17 protein-coding genes and 1 pseudogene are annotated in these 16,118 nt (G+C 70.1%); 5 read left to right on the top strand and 13 right to left on the bottom strand.

Annotated features, from left to right (window positions below):
* From recA to RIF89_RS04130, 11 genes are all read right to left on the bottom strand, one after another.
* A partial coding sequence (gene recA / locus RIF89_RS04180; RefSeq protein ID WP_309067887.1) for a recombinase RecA occupies nt 1-880 on the bottom strand: 880 nt, incomplete at its 3' end.
* Nucleotides 881-1,132: 252 nt separating this feature from the next.
* Nucleotides 1,133-1,351, bottom strand: coding sequence for a DUF3046 domain-containing protein (locus RIF89_RS04175; protein ID WP_309067886.1), 219 nt, complete (start codon nt 1,349-1,351; stop codon nt 1,133-1,135).
* The gene (locus tag RIF89_RS04170) at nt 1,348-1,656 is read right to left on the bottom strand and encodes a helix-turn-helix domain-containing protein (protein WP_135114734.1); all 309 of its coding nucleotides are present in this window, start codon (nt 1,654-1,656) and stop codon (nt 1,348-1,350) included. The genes RIF89_RS04175 and RIF89_RS04170 overlap by 4 nt, the downstream gene beginning before the upstream one ends.
* A gap of 135 nt (nt 1,657-1,791) precedes the next feature.
* Nucleotides 1,792-2,298: a nicotinamide-nucleotide amidohydrolase family protein gene (locus RIF89_RS04165; protein ID WP_309067885.1), complete on the bottom strand. Its 507-nt coding sequence runs from the start codon at nt 2,296-2,298 to the stop codon at nt 1,792-1,794.
* A complete protein-coding gene (gene pgsA, locus RIF89_RS04160; RefSeq protein WP_309067884.1) occupies nt 2,295-2,870 on the bottom strand; it encodes a CDP-diacylglycerol--glycerol-3-phosphate 3-phosphatidyltransferase in 576 nt (191 codons plus the stop codon). Before pgsA ends, RIF89_RS04165 begins: the two co-directional genes overlap by 4 nt.
* A 5-nt stretch (nt 2,871-2,875) precedes the next feature.
* Nucleotides 2,876-5,638 carry a DNA translocase FtsK 4TM domain-containing protein gene (locus RIF89_RS04155; protein ID WP_309067883.1) on the bottom strand — a complete coding sequence of 921 codons (2,763 nt, stop codon included), beginning with the start codon at nt 5,636-5,638 and terminating at the stop codon, nt 2,876-2,878.
* Between the two features lie 83 nt (nt 5,639-5,721).
* Nucleotides 5,722-6,015, bottom strand: coding sequence for a hypothetical protein (locus tag RIF89_RS04150; RefSeq protein ID WP_309067882.1), 294 nt, complete (start codon nt 6,013-6,015; stop codon nt 5,722-5,724).
* Between the two features lie 121 nt (nt 6,016-6,136).
* A complete protein-coding gene (locus RIF89_RS04145; RefSeq protein WP_309067881.1) occupies nt 6,137-7,813 on the bottom strand; it encodes a ribonuclease J in 1,677 nt (558 codons plus the stop codon).
* A gap of 141 nt (nt 7,814-7,954) precedes the next feature.
* Nucleotides 7,955-8,932 carry a 4-hydroxy-tetrahydrodipicolinate synthase gene (gene dapA, locus RIF89_RS04140; RefSeq protein ID WP_203135721.1) on the bottom strand — a complete coding sequence of 326 codons (978 nt, stop codon included), beginning with the start codon at nt 8,930-8,932 and terminating at the stop codon, nt 7,955-7,957.
* A gap of 40 nt (nt 8,933-8,972) precedes the next feature.
* Nucleotides 8,973-9,476 (bottom strand): dihydrofolate reductase, encoded by a 504-nt coding sequence (locus RIF89_RS04135; protein ID WP_309067880.1) that lies wholly within the window; start codon nt 9,474-9,476, stop codon nt 8,973-8,975.
* Nucleotides 9,476-10,306: a thymidylate synthase gene (locus RIF89_RS04130; protein WP_309067879.1), complete on the bottom strand. Its 831-nt coding sequence runs from the start codon at nt 10,304-10,306 to the stop codon at nt 9,476-9,478. The genes RIF89_RS04135 and RIF89_RS04130 overlap by 1 nt, the downstream gene beginning before the upstream one ends.
* Nucleotides 10,307-10,450: 144 nt before the next feature.
* Here RIF89_RS04130 and RIF89_RS04125 point away from each other — a divergent pair, with 144 nt between their 5' ends.
* The 5 genes from RIF89_RS04125 (at nt 10,451) to RIF89_RS04105 (ending at nt 15,411) form a co-directional block, all read left to right on the top strand.
* The gene (locus tag RIF89_RS04125; protein WP_309067878.1) at nt 10,451-12,724 is read left to right on the top strand and encodes an esterase-like activity of phytase family protein; all 2,274 of its coding nucleotides are present in this window, start codon (nt 10,451-10,453) and stop codon (nt 12,722-12,724) included.
* 151 nt (nt 12,725-12,875) lie between these two features.
* The gene (locus tag RIF89_RS04120) at nt 12,876-13,316 is read left to right on the top strand and encodes a thioredoxin family protein (protein ID WP_309067877.1); all 441 of its coding nucleotides are present in this window, start codon (nt 12,876-12,878) and stop codon (nt 13,314-13,316) included.
* Nucleotides 13,309-13,881, top strand: coding sequence for a DUF4395 domain-containing protein (locus tag RIF89_RS04115; RefSeq protein ID WP_309067876.1), 573 nt, complete (start codon nt 13,309-13,311; stop codon nt 13,879-13,881). The genes RIF89_RS04120 and RIF89_RS04115 overlap by 8 nt, the downstream gene beginning before the upstream one ends.
* Before the next feature lie 162 nt (nt 13,882-14,043).
* On the top strand, nt 14,044-14,466 hold the full coding sequence (locus RIF89_RS04110; RefSeq protein ID WP_309067875.1) for an OsmC family protein: 423 nt from the start codon (nt 14,044-14,046) through the stop codon (nt 14,464-14,466).
* 66 nt (nt 14,467-14,532) lie between these two features.
* The gene (locus RIF89_RS04105; protein ID WP_309067874.1) at nt 14,533-15,411 is read left to right on the top strand and encodes a TIGR01777 family oxidoreductase; all 879 of its coding nucleotides are present in this window, start codon (nt 14,533-14,535) and stop codon (nt 15,409-15,411) included.
* A 27-nt stretch (nt 15,412-15,438) separates the two neighbouring features.
* Here the strand turns inward: RIF89_RS04105 and RIF89_RS04100 are convergent, their stop codons facing one another.
* Nucleotides 15,439-15,882 (bottom strand): hypothetical protein, encoded by a 444-nt coding sequence (locus RIF89_RS04100; protein WP_309067873.1) that lies wholly within the window; start codon nt 15,880-15,882, stop codon nt 15,439-15,441.
* Nucleotides 15,879-16,118 (bottom strand): annotated as a pseudogene (locus tag RIF89_RS04095) (4-hydroxy-tetrahydrodipicolinate reductase); the annotation flags it as partial. The pseudogene RIF89_RS04095 and the gene RIF89_RS04100, both read right to left, overlap by 4 nt.

Here is a 16,118-nt window from a genome sequence, read left to right as displayed (position 1 = left end):
AGGTGTACCACGACCCCGACTTCTTCACGATGCCGTGCTCGACACCGAAGTCGATCAGGCTGCCCTCCCGCGAGATTCCCGTGCCGTAGAGGATGTCGAACTCTGCCTGCTTGAAGGGCGGAGCCATCTTGTTCTTGACCACCTTGACGCGCGTGCGGTTTCCGACGGCGTCGGCACCGTCCTTGAGCGTCTCGATGCGGCGGATGTCGAGTCGCACCGACGCGTAGAACTTCAGCGCCTTACCACCGGCCGTGGTCTCGGGCGATCCGAAGAACACGCCGATCTTCTCGCGCAGCTGGTTGATGAAGATCGCGGTCGTCTTCGTCTGGTTCAGACCACCCGTGAGCTTGCGGAGCGCCTGCGACATCAGGCGGGCCTGGAGACCCACGTGCGAGTCGCCCATCTCACCCTCGATCTCGGCACGCGGGACGAGCGCTGCGACCGAGTCGATGACGACCAGGTCGATCGCCCCGGAACGGATCAGCATGTCCGCGATCTCGAGGGCCTGCTCACCCGTGTCGGGCTGCGACACGAGCAGCTGGTCGATGTCGACGCCGAGCTTCTTCGCGTACTCGGGGTCGAGCGCGTGCTCCGCGTCGACGAACGCCGCGATCCCGCCTGCCCGCTGGACATTCGCGATGGCGTGCAGAGTGAGGGTCGTCTTACCCGACGACTCCGGTCCGTAGATCTCGATAATGCGGCCTCGAGGCAGGCCACCGACGCCGAGGGCGACGTCGAGCGCGATCGAACCCGTGGGGATCACCTCGACCGGGGCGCGCTCGTCGCTGCCCAGCCGCATGACGGATCCCTTGCCGAACTGCTTGTCGATCTGGGCGAGGGCCGCGTCGAGGGCCTTCTCGCGATCGGCTGCTGATGCCATGACCTGCTCCTTCTCACTCGTGTGTCCGTCGCCTGTAGGCTGTCGCGTCCCGTACCGAATGGCCGGGATCTGCGACAAGGCGCGTGGCTGATGTGCCACCTGCCACGCTAGGGAGGACCACCGACATTGGATCCGGCGGTCGCTCCGAGAGGAGCAGATGGGCGGCATTCGCCACCTGTGGACGACACTACGCCGACTTCGAACGCATCTTCGATGACACGCCGGAATCGGCGGTGCGGGATTCGAAGCGGATCAGCGGCGCGGCTCGAGACGGCCGACGCCGTAGCGGCGCTCGACGGGCACGTCCGTCTCCTCGCACAGCGCGAGCCAGATCTCACGCGGCGGGATACCGGCCTCCAGCGCGTCGAGCGCCGACCTGCCGATGCCGGGCAGCACAAGGTCGCCGAGAAGCGTCGTGGCGCGCGCGCCGAACTCGTCGTCGACCGCGCGCAGGAACTCGCTGCGCCTCAACGCAGGGAGAGCTCGGGGCCGACCTCGGCGACGAGGTCGTCGGGCACGACGTCGGGGAAGGGCTGCACGCCCTCGAGCACGGCGATGCGGTCGCCCACCTCGCGCATGATCGACGAGATCGGCACGTCGAGGGCCTCGGCCACCGACGCCAGGATCTCGCTCGACGCCTCCTTCTGGCCGCGCTCCACCTCGCTGAGGTAGCCGAGCGCGACGCTCGCCCTGCTGGCGACCTGACGGAGGGTCTGGCCCTTCTGCTGACGCATGTCACGCAGCACATCGCCGATCTCTTGACGAACCAGGATCATTGCGGCCCCCTCCTCCTCACGCTCCCACCGGGTGCACCACAGTACAACACCGATGAGCCCAATTTAATCCCGCGCACATAAGTATCGGGTGGGAATCGGCGAGTTCACGGCATCGAACCGCGAGGCCGCTCGGGGTCAGCCCGCGAGGCCGTCGCGGCGCACGGCGTCGACCACGTCGGCGAGCGCCTGCGCGCACGCGCCGCTTCGGATGTCGGCGCGCCCGCCCGGGAGCACCCACGAGCTGACCGTGACCGCCTCGGGTGTCGCGACGCCGATGTGCACCGTGCCGACGGGCTGGCCGTCGGGCGAGGCCGGACCCGCGATACCGGTGGTGGAGACGCCGACATCGGCGGGCCGACCGTCCACCGCGAGCGCCCGACGCACGCCGTCGGCCATCTGGCGGGCCACCTCGGGGTGAACGGGCCCGTGCGCCGTGAGGAGCCCCTCGTCGACGCCCAGCACCGACGACTTGAGCGCGGTGTCGTAGGCGACCACTCCGCCGCGGAGGCTCGCGGACGCGCCGGGCACATCCACGAGCGCCGAGACGACCAGCCCGCCCGTGAGCGACTCGGCGACGGCGATGCTCCACCCGCGCTCGCGCAGCGCGGCGAGCACGGAGGCGGCCGCCGTCGAGGAGCTCACCGGGCCGCCCTCGCCCCCCGCACCTGCGCCACGATGTAGTCGATGCCGCTGAGGATCGTCAGGATCACCGCGATCGACATCAGGATCAGCGAGATGATCGAGAAGGCCTGCACGCCGATCAGCAGCCAGAACGGCAGCAGGGCCCACGACAGCGCGATCGCCTGGACGACCGTCTTGATCTTCCCCATCCACGCGGCCGCGACCACGTGCTCGTTCGCGATCATGAGCCGGTGCACGGTGATGCCCCACTCGCGGATCAGGATGACCACGACCATCCACCACCACACCTCGTCGAGGATCGCGAGCCCGATGAAGCCCGCTCCGGTGAGGAACTTGTCGGCGATCGGATCCCACAGCTTGCCGAAGTCGCTCACGATGTCGTGCCGACGCGCCAGGTAGCCGTCGACCCAGTCGGTCGACATCCCGACCACGAAGATGATCGCGGCGATCCACCGCAACGTGAGGTCCGCTTCCCCCAGCATGCCGCCGAGCAGCAGCAGGACCAGCGAGAGCACAGCGAGCGGGATGCGCGCGATCGTGATCGCGTTCGGCAGCTGCCGGGGAATCGCCATGTGTATCAGTCCCGTCCGGTCAGCTGCCAGGCGTCTTCGTCGCCCTCGTCGTCCTCGACCGGATGGCCGCGGAACTGCGCTTCGATGGGGTCCTCGCCGTAGCGGTCATCCGCGTGTCCCTCGCCGGGTTCCGGAGCCGTGTCGCTCTCGGAAGCGGCAGCGGAGCGGGCGGGCGGCTCCTCGCCCTTGATGCGTGCGAGCACGTCGGGCAGCTGCTCGGGCGTGACGAGCACGTCGCGGGCCTTCGAACCCTCGGACGGGCCGACGATCTCCCGCGACTCCAGCAGGTCCATGAGTCGACCCGCCTTGGCAAAGCCCACGCGCAGCTTGCGCTGCAGCATCGATGTCGAGCCGAACTGGCTCGTGACCACGAGCTCCGCCGCGGCGAGCAGCACCTCGAGGTCGTCGCCGATGTCCTCGTCGATCTCCTTCTTCTTCGCCTCGATCGCCTCGGCCACGTCCGCCCGGTACTCGGGGCGGGCCTGGCCGGTGACGTGCTTGACGACGCGGTCGATCTCGTCCTCGGTGACCCAGGCTCCCTGCACGCGCAGCGGCTTCGACGACCCCATGGGCGAGAACAGGGCGTCGCCCTGGCCGATGAGCTTGTCGGCGCCGCCCTCATCCAGGATCACGCGACTGTCGGTCACGCTCGTCACCGCGAACGCGAGTCGCGAGGGCACGTTGGCCTTGATCAGTCCCGTGACGACGTTCACAGAGGGACGCTGCGTTGCGAGCACGAGGTGGATGCCGGCGGCGCGTGCGAGCTGGGTGATGCGGACGATCGAGTCCTCGACGTCACGCGGCGCGACCATCATCAGATCCGCGAGCTCGTCGACCACGACCAGCAGGTACGGGTAGGGCTTGAGCACCCGCTCGCTTCCGACGGGCACCTCGACGTCGCCCTTCGCGAGTGCCGCGTTGAAGTCGTCGACATGGCGGAACCCGAACGACGCGAGGTCGTCGTACCGCATGTCCATCTCCTTCACGACCCACTGAAGCGCCTCGGCGGCCTTCTTCGGGTTCGTGATGATGGGCGTGATCAGGTGCGGCACGCCCGCATAGTTCGTGAGCTCGACACGCTTGGGATCGACGAGCACCATGCGCACCTCGCTGGGCTTGGCGCGCATCAGGATGCTCGTGATCATCGAGTTGATGAAGCTCGACTTACCGGATCCCGTCGAACCCGCCACGAGCAGGTGCGGCATCTTCGCGAGGTTCGCGACGACGAAGCCGCCGCCGACGTCCTTGCCGACCCCGACGGTGAGCGGGTGAGCGGACTTCTGCGCGGCCGCCGACCGCAGCACATCGCCCAGCGCGACGGTCTCCCGGTCGGTGTTGGGGATCTCGATCCCGATCGCGCTCTTGCCGGGGATCGGCGCCAGGATGCGCACGTCGTTCGACGCCACGGCGTAGGAGATGTTGCTCTGCAGCTGCGTGATCCGCTCGACACGCACGCCCGGCGCGAGCTCGATCTCGTACTGCGTGACGGTCGGTCCGCGCGAGAAGCCGGTGACCTTCGCCTCGACCTTGAACTCGGCGAGCACGCGCGTGAGCTGCTCGACGACGCGGTCATTGGCCTCGCTGCGCGCGACGGAGGGCGGGCCGGCGGACAGCGAGGCGGGTGACGGCAGCACGTAGGGGGCCACCGGCGGCTGGGGGCCGCGGCCGCCGGGGCCGTCGGTGCCGAACCCCATGAGGCCCGGCAGCTCGCCCGTGTCGGAATCGTCGCCGTCGCCGACGAGCCCCGTGGAGCCGCGCTCCGCGAGTGATCCGGTGACGCCGCTGATCGAGCTCAGCACCTGCGTCGCAGAATCGCGCGGGTCCTCCTCCGGCTCGGCCACGACGATCGCCTTGTCGTAGCCGCCGTCGCTCTGCTCGGCGAGCAGCTCGGTGAGATCCTGCGGCGAGTCGACCACGTCGGGGTCCTCTTCGCGCCCCGACTTGTTGCGGCGCCACCACGGGACGTGCTCGTCGTCGGTCTCGGTGAGCACCTCCGTGGGAGCCGTCTGCGCCTTCGCGTTCGCCGTCTCCTCGACGTGCTCCGCTCCGAACATCCACGCGTACAGCTCGCCCAGCCGGCGGCCGATGCGGTTCGGCGGCGTCTTCGTGATGATCAGCACGCTCAGAGCGGCGATCAGCGACAGCAGCACGTAGGCGCCGATCTCGCTCAGCAGCATGGCGGTCGGTTCGCCCACCATCCAGCCGAACAGGCCTCCGGACCGGCTCAGCGCGGGCATGCCTTCCACCGGCTGCGGGCGGGAACCGGCGATGTGGCAGAAGCCTGCCACGGTGATCGTGAGCAGCGCGAAGCCGATGCCGATGCGGCCGTTGTCATGCACGGAGGACGGGTGACGGAACAGCCAGCCGGCGAGCAGCAGCAGCGCGACAGGGAACACGAAGGCCGTGCGCCCGATCAGCATGCCGAACGTGTACGCGCTGATGTTCATCGCGATCTCGTTGCCGATGAAGAACCACTCCGTCACGGCGCCCGCGATCGCGAGCATCACGAGCAGCAGCGGGAAGCCGTCGCGGCGGTCGTCCTTCTCGAGCCCCTCGGGCCCGAAGGCGCGGAACAGCCCGCCGACCGCGTGACCGAGGCCGTTCCACGCGCGCACCGCGACGGACGGCCGATCCGTCTCCTCGAAGTAGGGCTTCGCCGCCGGCGCGGCCTTCTTGCGCGCGCGCGAGGCGGGGGCGGCCTCGGGCTTCGAGGCCGCCCGGCTCTTGCTCGCGGCCTGACCCTTGGACGCGGCGGACGTGCGTGGCATGCTTCCACGGTACGCGCGAGGGCCGACATCCTGCGGCAGCGACGCCGGGCAACGCCCGGATCCGCGCGCGCCGGATGCGAGGATCAGTTCCGGTCGGTGCAGAGACCCACGACGTCGTCGGTCGCAGCGATGCCCACGGGCTCTTGATCGATGCCGATCACCCTGAGATACACGACGCTGTCGGCGTCGTCCTGCCAGTACGCGACATCCGATCCCGCCACCTCGATCAGCAGCTGCCCGGTCTCGCCGGGGAGCACGAACAAGGTCGTCAAACCGGCGTTGTCGATGCGCTCCGCTTCAGGGTACGCCGCCTCGACGTCGCTCCGCGGGTCGGAGATCTGGATGCCCTCCTCGGTCGCTATCGCCTGCGTCAGCACGTCGATCCGCTGCAGCGGCGCATCGGGCGCCTCCGACCAGACGGTGAACGCCGGTCCGCCGGCGCCGCCGTACCCACCGTCCGCGACGGTGTAGGCGACGCTGTCCGACGCGGCCGCCGCCCTACGCCTCGATGACCAGCGGCACGATCATGGGCCGGCGACGCAGCGACTGGTTGACCCAGCGGCCGATGGTGCGGCGCACGGTCTGCGACAGCGCGTGCGTGTCGCGCACGCCGGAGGCGGCGGCCTCCTCGAGCGCCTTGGCGATCTTGGGCTTGACCGCCTCGAACACCGCGTCGTCCTCGGCGATGCCGCGCGCGTGGATTTCGGGACCCGTGATGATCCGGCCGGTCGCGGCGTCGACGACGACGATGACCGACACGAAGCCCTCTTCGCCGAGCACGCGGCGGTCCTTGAGGTCGGCGTCCGTGATCTCACCCACGGTCGACCCGTCGACGTACACGAAGCCGAGGTCGAGCTGGCCCACGACCCGCGCGACGCCGTCCTTGAGGTCGACGACCGCGCCGTTCGCTCCCAGGATCGTGCGCTCCTCCGCGATGCCGGTGTCCTGAGCCAGCTTCGCGTTCGCCATCAGGTGCCGGTACTCGCCGTGCACGGGCAGCACGTTCTTGGGCTTCAGGATGTTGTAGCAGTAGAGCAGCTCGCCCGCCGCGGCATGGCCGGACACGTGCACGCGCGCGTTGGACTTGTGCACGACGTTCGCACCCAGCTTGGTGAGACCGTCGATCACGCGGTAGATCGCGTTCTCGTTGCCCGGGATCTGGCTCGAGGCCAGGATCACGGTGTCGCCCTCCCCCGGCTCGATCGCATGGTCAAGGTTCGCCATCCGGCTCAGCACAGCCATGGGCTCGCCCTGGGATCCCGTCGACATGTAGACGATCTGGTTGTCCGGGACGTCGCGCGCCTTCTTATAGTCGATCAGCACGTTGTCGGGCACGTTCAGGTACCCCAGATCGGCCGCGATCGTCATGTTGCGCACCATGCTGCGTCCGAGCAGCGCCACGCGGCGCCCGTTCGCCGCGGCCGCGTCCAGCACCTGCTGCACGCGGTGGACGTGGCTCGAGAAGCTCGCGACGATCACACGGCCGGGCGTCTTCGAGATGACCTGATCGATCACCGGACCGATGGCCCGCTCGGTCGGCGTGAAGCCAGGCACGTCGGCGTTGGTCGAGTCCGGGAGGAACAGGTCCACGCCCTCCTCGCCCAAGCGGGCGAACGCACGCAGATCCGTGATGCGGCCGTCGAGCGGCAGCTGATCCATCTTGAAGTCGCCGGTGTGCAGGACGAGGCCCGCGGGCGTGCGGATCGCGACCGCGAGAGCGTCCGGGATCGAGTGGTTGACGGCGACGAACTCGAGCGCGAACGGCTCGATGTCCCACTCCTCCTCCTCCTTCACGACGGTCAGGACTGGCTTGATCCGGTGCTCCTTGAGCTTCGCCTCCACGAGCGCGAGCGTCAGCGCGGAGCCGATCAGCGGGATGTCCTGCCGCAGCTTGAGCAGGTACGGCACCGCGCCGATGTGATCCTCGTGACCGTGTGTCAGGACGACGCCGACGATGTCGTCGAGGCGGTTCCTGATGGGCTCGAAGTCGGGCAGGATCAGGTCGACGCCGGGCTGGTGCTCCTCGGGGAAGAGCACGCCGCAGTCGACGACGAGGATCTTGCCGTCGTACTCGAAGATCGTCATGTTGCGACCGACCTCGCCGAGGCCGCCGAGCGGCGTGACGCGGAGCGCGCCGTTCTCGAGCGCGGGGGGATCGTAGACCGGAGTGGACATCGTCCGCCTTTCACGGGCGCGGCACAGGGCGGCACCCGGTTTCGGGTCGCATGCCGAGACGGACATGCGACCTCGGTGTCGTGTTCTCTTATGTGGGTGCGGCGTTCTCGGCCGCGGGAGATCCGTGGGGCTGACGCGGTGTCAGCGGGTGGTGCCTGCGATCTTCGGCAGCGCGCCGCCGGCGGCCGCGTTGCGGTCGGGGCGGAAGTTCGACAGGTCGACGCCGGCGACATCCTTCACGAGGGCGAGCTCGTCCTCGATGATCGCGGCCTCCCACTCCTCCGGTCCGACGAGCGGCAGGCGCACGCGCGGGCTGGAGATGCGGCCGAGGCCGTGCAGGATGTACTTCGCCGACACCGTTCCCGGCACGTGCGTCATGACGGCCCGCACGAGCGGCTCGAGCTTCATGTGCTGCTCGGTCGCAGCCGCGAGGTCGCCGCGGTTCACGGCGTCGACGATCATGCGGTAGGGCGCAGCCGCGATGTTCGCGGTCACGCCGATCAGCCCCGACGCACCGATCGCGAGGTGCGGCAGCACGTTCGCATCGTCGCCCGAGAAGTACAGCAGGTCGGTCTGGTTCAGCACCCGGCTGACCTCGCTGAAGTCGCCCTTGGCGTCCTTGATCGCGAGGATGTTGGGGTGCTTCGCGAGGCGCAGGATCGTCTCGTACTTGATCGGGACGCCCGTGCGACCCGGGATGTCGTAGAGGATCACCGGCAGGTCCGTCGAGTCCGCCACCAGCCGGAAGTGCGTCAGGATGCCCGCCTGCGTGGGCTTGTTGTAGTACGGCGTGACGATCATGATGCCGTCCGCGCCGGCCTTCTCGCTCTTGCGGTAGAGCTCGATCGCGTGGGCAGTCTCGTTGGATCCGCCGCCCGTGATGATCTTCGCGCGTCCCGCCGCGACGTCCTTGCCCACCTCGACGAGGCGCAGCTTCTCGGGGTCGGTCAGCGTCGAGGTCTCGCCCGTCGTGCCGGTCACGACGATGCCGTCGGCACCCGAGGTGATGACGTCGTCGATGTGCTTCTCGACGGCGGGCCAGTCGACCTCGCCGTCGGCCGTCATCGGAGTGACGAGCGCGACGAGCACCTGTCCGAAGGGGTTGCCCGAGTGCGTCATGCTCCCAGGCTATCGTCCCGCGCCATGAGGCTCCTGCGGATCACGCCCGCTCGAGCACCTCGAAGCGGTAGCGCGTGCCCGTGCGGCTCGTGTGCCATTGCCCGGACGGCGGGTCGGCGCGCGTGAGCCGCCAGGAGTCGTCGATCTCGGGTGCGAAGGCGTCGCCCTCGACGTCGATGTCGATGCGGGTGACCCAAAGCTCGTCCAGCAACGGCATCGCCTGGCGATAGATCTCGGCTCCCCCGATGACCCACACGTCCTCCGCGAGCCGGTGGGCGCGTCGCAGCGCGTCGTCGAGCGCATGCGCGACCTCTGCGCCCGGCGCCTCGAACGATTCGTCGCGCGTGACCACCACGTTCGGCCGGCCGGGAAGCGGACGGAACCGATCGGGGAAGGACTGCCACGTGCGTCTGCCCATCACGACGGGGGCGCCGGTCGTGACGCGCTTGAAGTACGCCATGTCCTCCGGCAGGTCCCACGGCATGCCGCCGTCGGCGCCGATCGCGCCGTTCGCCGCCTGCGCCCAGATCGCGCGGACCGCCATCAGACCGCGACGGCCGCGCGGATCGGCGGGTGGTGCTGGTAGTCGTGCACCGCGAAGTCCTCGAACTCGTAATCGAAGATCGACGCCGGCTTCCGGGTGATCTCGAGCGTCGGGTACGGGAACGGGTCCCTGGACAGCTGCTCGGCGACCTGCTCGCGGTGGTTGTCGTAGATGTGGACGTCGCCGCCGGTCCAGACGAACTCGCCCGGCTCGAGGCCCGTCTGCTGCGCCATCATCAGGGTCAGCAGCGCGTACGACGCGATGTTGAACGGAACACCGAGGAACATGTCCGCGCTGCGCTGATAGAGCTGGCAAGACAGCTTGCCGTCGGCGACGTAGAACTGGAAGAACGCGTGGCACGGGGGCAGCGCCATGTCCGGGATCTCGGCGGGGTTCCACGCCGAGACCACGATGCGGCGCGAGTCGGGGTTGTTCTTCAGCAGCTCGACGGCCTGCTGGATCTGGTCGATCTGCTCGCCGCTCGGGGTGGGCCACGAGCGCCACTGCACGCCGTACACGGGGCCGAGCTCGCCGTCGGCGTCCGCCCACTCGTCCCAGATCGTCACGCCGCGCTCCTGCAGCCACTTCACGTTCGAGTCGCCGCGCAGGAACCACAGCAGCTCGAGCGCGACGGACTTGAAGTGCACGCGCTTGGTGGTGATCAGCGGAAATCCCTGCGAAAGGTCGTAGCGCAGCTGACGCCCGAACACGCTGGTCGTGCCGGTGCCCGTGCGGTCGTCCTTGTGCGTGCCGTGCGCGAGGACGTCGCGCAAGAGGTCTTCGTACGGTGTCGGGATCACGCGATCCAGGGTAGACCCGGCTCCGGACATCCGGACCAGGCGCGCGCGATCCGGTCCGCCGGGCGCGGCATCCGAATCACGCCCCGCGATCACGGACCCGACCGCCTGGGCAGTTCTGCCCCCGTTCACCGGACCGTCGCCCTCCAGTGGGGCGGGGCGAGAAGCGTCTCACGGGTGACGATCACTCCTCCGCAGCGCCGCCGGCACACCTCGCCCGCCGCGCTCATCGCCCTCTCCGCCGCGGCATCCCTCATCGCGGCGCTCCTTCCCGCCGCGGCGTCCGCGACGACGCCGGTCACCGGCCACGGCTCCTCCCCGCGCTCCGAGAAGACCGTCGTCCCCACGCTCGCGGCGCGGGCGACGCTCTCGGCCGACTACCTCGCCGAGGGTCCGGCCTCCGGCGCGGCGGTGACGCCCGCGAACGGCCGCACCGGACCGTTTGACGGCCAGGTCATCCCCGGCTTCTCCGCCATGCTCGACAACGGCGACGGCACCTTCTGGGCGCAGCCCGACAACGGCTTCGGCTCCAAGGGGAACTCGGCCGACTTCCTGCTGCGCAACTACCTGGTGGAGCCCCAGTGGCAGACGGCCCGCGGCGGTGCCGGGGAGATCGACGTCCTGCGCTACATCTCCTACAACGACCGCAACGGCGTGCTCGACTTCCCCATCGTGAACGGGGACACCGAGGAGCGACTGCTGACGGGCGCGGACTTCGACATCGAGTCGATCGTGCGGGCCAAGGACGGCACGTTCTGGGTCGGCGAGGAGTTCGGTCCGTTCCTGCTGCACTTCGATAAGGACGGCACGCTGCTCGAGAAGCCGTATCCGCTCGCCGGCGCGCAGTCGCCGCAGAACCCGTACCTCGCAGGCGCCCAGCCTACGGTCGCCGCGAGCCGCGGCTTCGAGGCGATGGCCGGATCACGGGACGGCCGCTATCTCTACCCCGTGCTCGAAGGCGCGTACCTGGCGGACACCGACCAGCGCCGCCGCGTCATCAACGAGTTCGACACCCGCAAGGGCCGCTACACGGGCCGCACCTGGTCGTACCAGACCGACATCAGCCCGAACGTGATCGGCGACGCCTTCACGACCCGCGACGGCCGGCTGCTGCTGATCGAGCGCGACGACTTCGAGGGCGATCAGTCGGTGATCAAGCGCGTCTACCAGGTCGATCTGCGTCAGCGCCCCGATCGCGAGGGCTTCCTGAACAAGACCCTCGTGCTCGATGCGCTGCGCATCGACAACCCGCACGGCATCGACGAGGGCGAGGGATACGGCCTGGGCGAGACGTACGCGCTTCCGGTGCAGTCGTTCGAGACCGTGCTGCAGCTGCGCGACGGGCGGCTGCTGATCGGAAACGACAACAACTACCCCGGCAACGACGCGCGCATCACCGGCACCCCGGACGACACCGAGTTCGCCATCGTCGATCTGCAGCGCACGCGGGCGACCCCGGACGCGGTGACCGTCGTCGCACACCGCGGCGCGAGCGGCTACCGTCCCGAGCACACTCTCGCGGCGTACGAGACCGCCATCACGCAGTGCGCGGAGTACATCGAACCCGACGTCGTCTCGACCAAGGACGGCGTGCTCGTCGCCCGCCACGAGAACGAGATCGGCACCACCACGGACGTCGCCGCGCGCCCCGAATTCGCCGACCGTCGCACGACGAAGACGATCGACGGAACCCGCATCTCAGGCTGGTTCACGGAGGACTTCACGCTCGCCGAGCTGCGGACCCTGCGTGCCAAGGAGCGCCTGCCCCAGGTGCGGCCGCAGAGTGCGGCGTTCGACGGCCTCTATCCGATCCCGACGCTGGATGAGGTCCTCGACCTCGCTCGCCACTCCAAGACCTGCGACGGCCGCCCCGTCGGCGTCTACCCCGAGACGAAGCACCCCACGTACTTCGACTCGATCGGCCTGTCGCTCGAGGAGCCGCTCGTGGCCGAGCTGCGCCGCAACGGGCTCGACGATCGCCGGGCACCGGTCATCCTGCAGAGCTTCGAGACGGGCAACCTGCGCGACCTGAACCGGATGACGAACGTTCCGCTGGCGCAGCTCATCAGCAGTTCGGGCGCGCCGTACGACCTCGTCGCCGCCGGTGACCCGCGCACGTACGCCGATCTGGTGACCCGTCGCGGCGTCGCCGAGATCGCCCGCTACGCCGATGGCATCGGAGCGGAGAAGAACGTGATCATTCCCCGCAACGCCGACGGCACGCTCGCCCGGCCCAGCAATGTCGTGCGCGACGCGCACCGCGCAGGCCTGACCGTTCACGCCTGGACGTTCCGCGTCGAGAACCAGTTCCTCGCCGCCGATTTCCGCTCGAGCGCCGACCCGTACGCCCCCGGTGACCTGGCCGGCGAGATCCGCGCGTTCCTCGATACGGGCATCGACGGCTTCTTCACCGACAACCCCGACATCGGCGCCGCGACCGTCGCCGAGTAGCCGGCGTGCAGTCGGTGAGCAGTCGGTGAGCAGCCGGTGAGCAGCCGGTGACGGGATCGGCCCGTCCTCCTCCCGAGGACGGGCCGATCCTCGTGTTACGCCGGGTGTCCCCGCCGCCGCGGCCTCTCGGCACGGCCGTTATCGTGGCGGCGTGGATCCGCTGACCGCGCTCGTCGTACTCGTCGCCATCATGGGCGCCGCGGTGGTGCTGGGCGTCGTGCTGCGCGGGCGCGACGGCCGCATGCGCGCCACGACGGGCGAGATCCGCGCGACGCCCGCGTCCCTCGGCGTCGACGCTTCGGATTTCGGATCGCACGCCACGCTCGTGCAGTTCAGCACCGAGTTCTGCGCGCGCTGCCCCGCGGCGCGGCGCGTGCTCGGCGGGATCGCGCGCGAAAGGGACGGTGTCGCGCACCTCGACGTCGACCTCACGAACCGGCCCGAGCTGAGCCGCCGCTTCGGCGTGCTGCAGACCCCGACGACGCTGCTCGTCGACGCGAACGGCGCCGTGCACGCCCGCATCGGCGGCGCCCCGCGTGCGGACGACGTGACGCGTGAGCTCGACCGACTCCTGGAGAGGACCCATGCCTGACGCGCCTGCACCCGCCGGAATCGATCCCCGCGGCCCGCGCTTCGCCGCCACAGTGACGACCGTGCTGCTCGTGATCGCGACCTACCTGGCACTCACGGGCATCTCGCCCCGCCTCGGCGAGGCGACCGGGAGCTTCGGCTGGTTCGCGTACCAGCCGCTGGCCGATGCCGTTTACGTCCCCGGCACCTCACCGTTCGCGCAGCGGCTCGCGGATGCCGGCTTCGTCGCGGTCGCGATCACGGCCGCCCTGTTCGCGTGGAGCGTCGTCTCACCGCGCACGGCTCCGTGGGGCGTCGTCTTCCGCCGGCTCGTGCGCCCGCGCCTCGCTCCCCCGTCCGAGCTCGAGGATCCGCGCCCGCCACGCTTCGCGCAGGGCGTGGGCCTGTTCGTGACCGGCGCCGGACTCATCCTGCACCTGATCGGCGCCCCGTGGGCGCTGGTGATCGCGGCGGGCGCGGCGCTGGTCGCGGCCTTCCTGAACGCCGCGTTCGGTTTCTGCCTGGGGTGCCGGTTCTACCTCCTGCTGCAGCGCGGGGGCATCGTCGGGCGTACGCGCGCGGTCTGACCGGAGCTTGCACCGAGACGCGCAGCACGGGCGCGAGCCGGCGCGCACGTCCATGCCCTCTCGCGGCGACGATGCCCGGTCGGTCACTCTCGACCGGTGACGGGCGGCGTCCCGGTCGATAGGCTGGCCGAAACACCGCTCAACGCCGATTCGGAGGACGTCATGACCGTCACCAGCGAAGCCACCACCGCCTGGACAGGAAGCCTCGCCGAGGGATCCGGAACCGTCTCGTTCGCCTCGGGCATCGGATCCTTCCCCGTCAACTGGAAGGCGCGCGCAGAGGGCTCCGACTCGACGACCACGCCCGAGGAGCTCATCGCCGCCGCACACGCTTCGTGCTTCAGCATGGCGCTGTCGCACGCGCTGGGAGAGAACGGCACGCCGCCCGAGAAGCTCGACACCACCGCGTCGGTGACGTTCAAGCCCGGCACCGGCATCACGGGCAGCCACCTGAACGTCAATGCGGTCGTGCCGGGCCTGGACGCGCAGAAGTTCCAGGAGATCGCCGAGGGCGCGAAGGCCGGCTGCCCGGTCTCGCAGGCGCTCGCGGGCATCGACATCACCATGGAGGCGCAGCTTGCGTAGCAGGCCGCTCCCGCTCGACGAGCGGGCAGCGCAGCGATCGGTCGGAACGAAAGCAGCGCCGGCCTGATGCACGTCGTCATCGGGGGCGCGTCCGGGTTGATCGGGCGCGCCCTCGTCGCATCTCTGCGCGAGCGGGGCGACCGCGTCACGCGTCTGGTGCGGCGAGAGCCCGTGGCCCCGGACGAGGTGCGCTGGCTCGACGGGGCGCCTCTCGACCCGGCCGTCGTGGCGGGCGTCGATGCCGTCGTCGGCCTGAACGGGGCGAGCATCGCCCGCCTGCCGTGGACGCGTTCCTACCGCAGCGAGCTGCTCTGGTCCCGCATCACACCCACCCGTGCCCTCGCGCGGGCGGTCGAGGCGCTGCCTGCTGCGGAGCGGCCGCTCCTGCTCGCCGCGAGCGCCACCGGCTTCTACGGATCCGGTCAGGACCTGACGGAGCAGGCACGCCCCGGCAGCACGTTCCTGGCGTCGCTCTGCGTCGAATGGGAGCACGCCGCCCGGATCGCGGGCGAGCGCGTCGCCCTGCTGCGCACCGCGCCGATCCTGCACCCGGAGGCCGTGCTCAAGCCGCTCATCGCGCTCACGCGCGCCGGCGTGTCCGGTCCGCTCGGAACCGGCACGCAGTCGTGGCCGTGGATCTCACTCGACGACGAGATCGCCGCCATCCTGCACGTGCTCGACAACCGGCTGACTGGCCCGGTGAACCTCACGGGGCCGGCACGCGCGACGGCGAACGACATCGGCTTCGCCCTCGCGAGGCGCCTCAACCGGCCCTATCTGCTGCGCGCGCCAGCGTGGGCGATGCGTACCGCGCTCGGCGACGACTTCGCAGACGCCGTGCTGCTCACGGATGCGCACGTCGTGCCCGTCGCGCTGACGGCATCCGGCTTCACCTTCCGGCACCGCACGGCCGAGGACGCCATCGAGGCGGCGGTTTCGGCCTGACGCCGACGCCGGGTCAGCGTGCGGCGGTCATCGGGTCGCGCGCTCCCGACGGATCGCCTCGCGCGCGGCCTGGCGGGCCCGGCGGCGGTCGCCCGCCGCGTCGTACGCGAGGCTGAGACGGAACCAGGCCTTCCAGTTCTCCGGCTCCCGCTCGACCTCGGCGCGGTAGCGGGGGAACACCGCGTCGCCCTCCGCGCGCGTGACCCTGCCGCTCGGCGTCGTCGCGACCACGTCGTCGGGCAGCCCGCCCTCCGTCTCGAGACGACGCGCGAGCTGCTCGGCGCGAACCCCGAACCAGAGCTCACGCCCGAGCGCCCACGCCGCTATCACGGGCAGCACGAACAGCGCGACGCCCATCGCGATGCCGACGGGTTCTCCCGTCTGCACGAGCTGCACCGCGCGCCACCCGACGAGCACGATGTACAGCGCCAGAAGCACGGCCATCACGGCCACGCCGATGCGTGCGCTCACGCGCTCGTCGCCTGCGCGACCTGACCGGGCACCGACTCGTCCGCCACGGGGTGCCGCTCGGCGACGCGGGGGGCGCCGATGCCGATGTCGATGAAGTTCTCGAGTCCGACCACGACACCGCGCACACCGCCGGCGTGCTGAAGGGCGATCCGGATGCCGGGAGCGTAGGCCGCGGCCGGATCCGTCGTGTCGTGCACGATCGAGAGCGCCTCGCCCGGGCCGGACAGGATGGTCTC

It is taken from the genome of Microbacterium sp. (genome assembly GCF_031178525.1).
Taxonomy (GTDB): Bacteria; Actinomycetota; Actinomycetes; order Actinomycetales; family Microbacteriaceae; genus Microbacterium.
The sequence above is the reverse complement of the archived record's forward strand: the minus strand, read 5'-3'. Positions and strand labels throughout refer to the sequence as shown.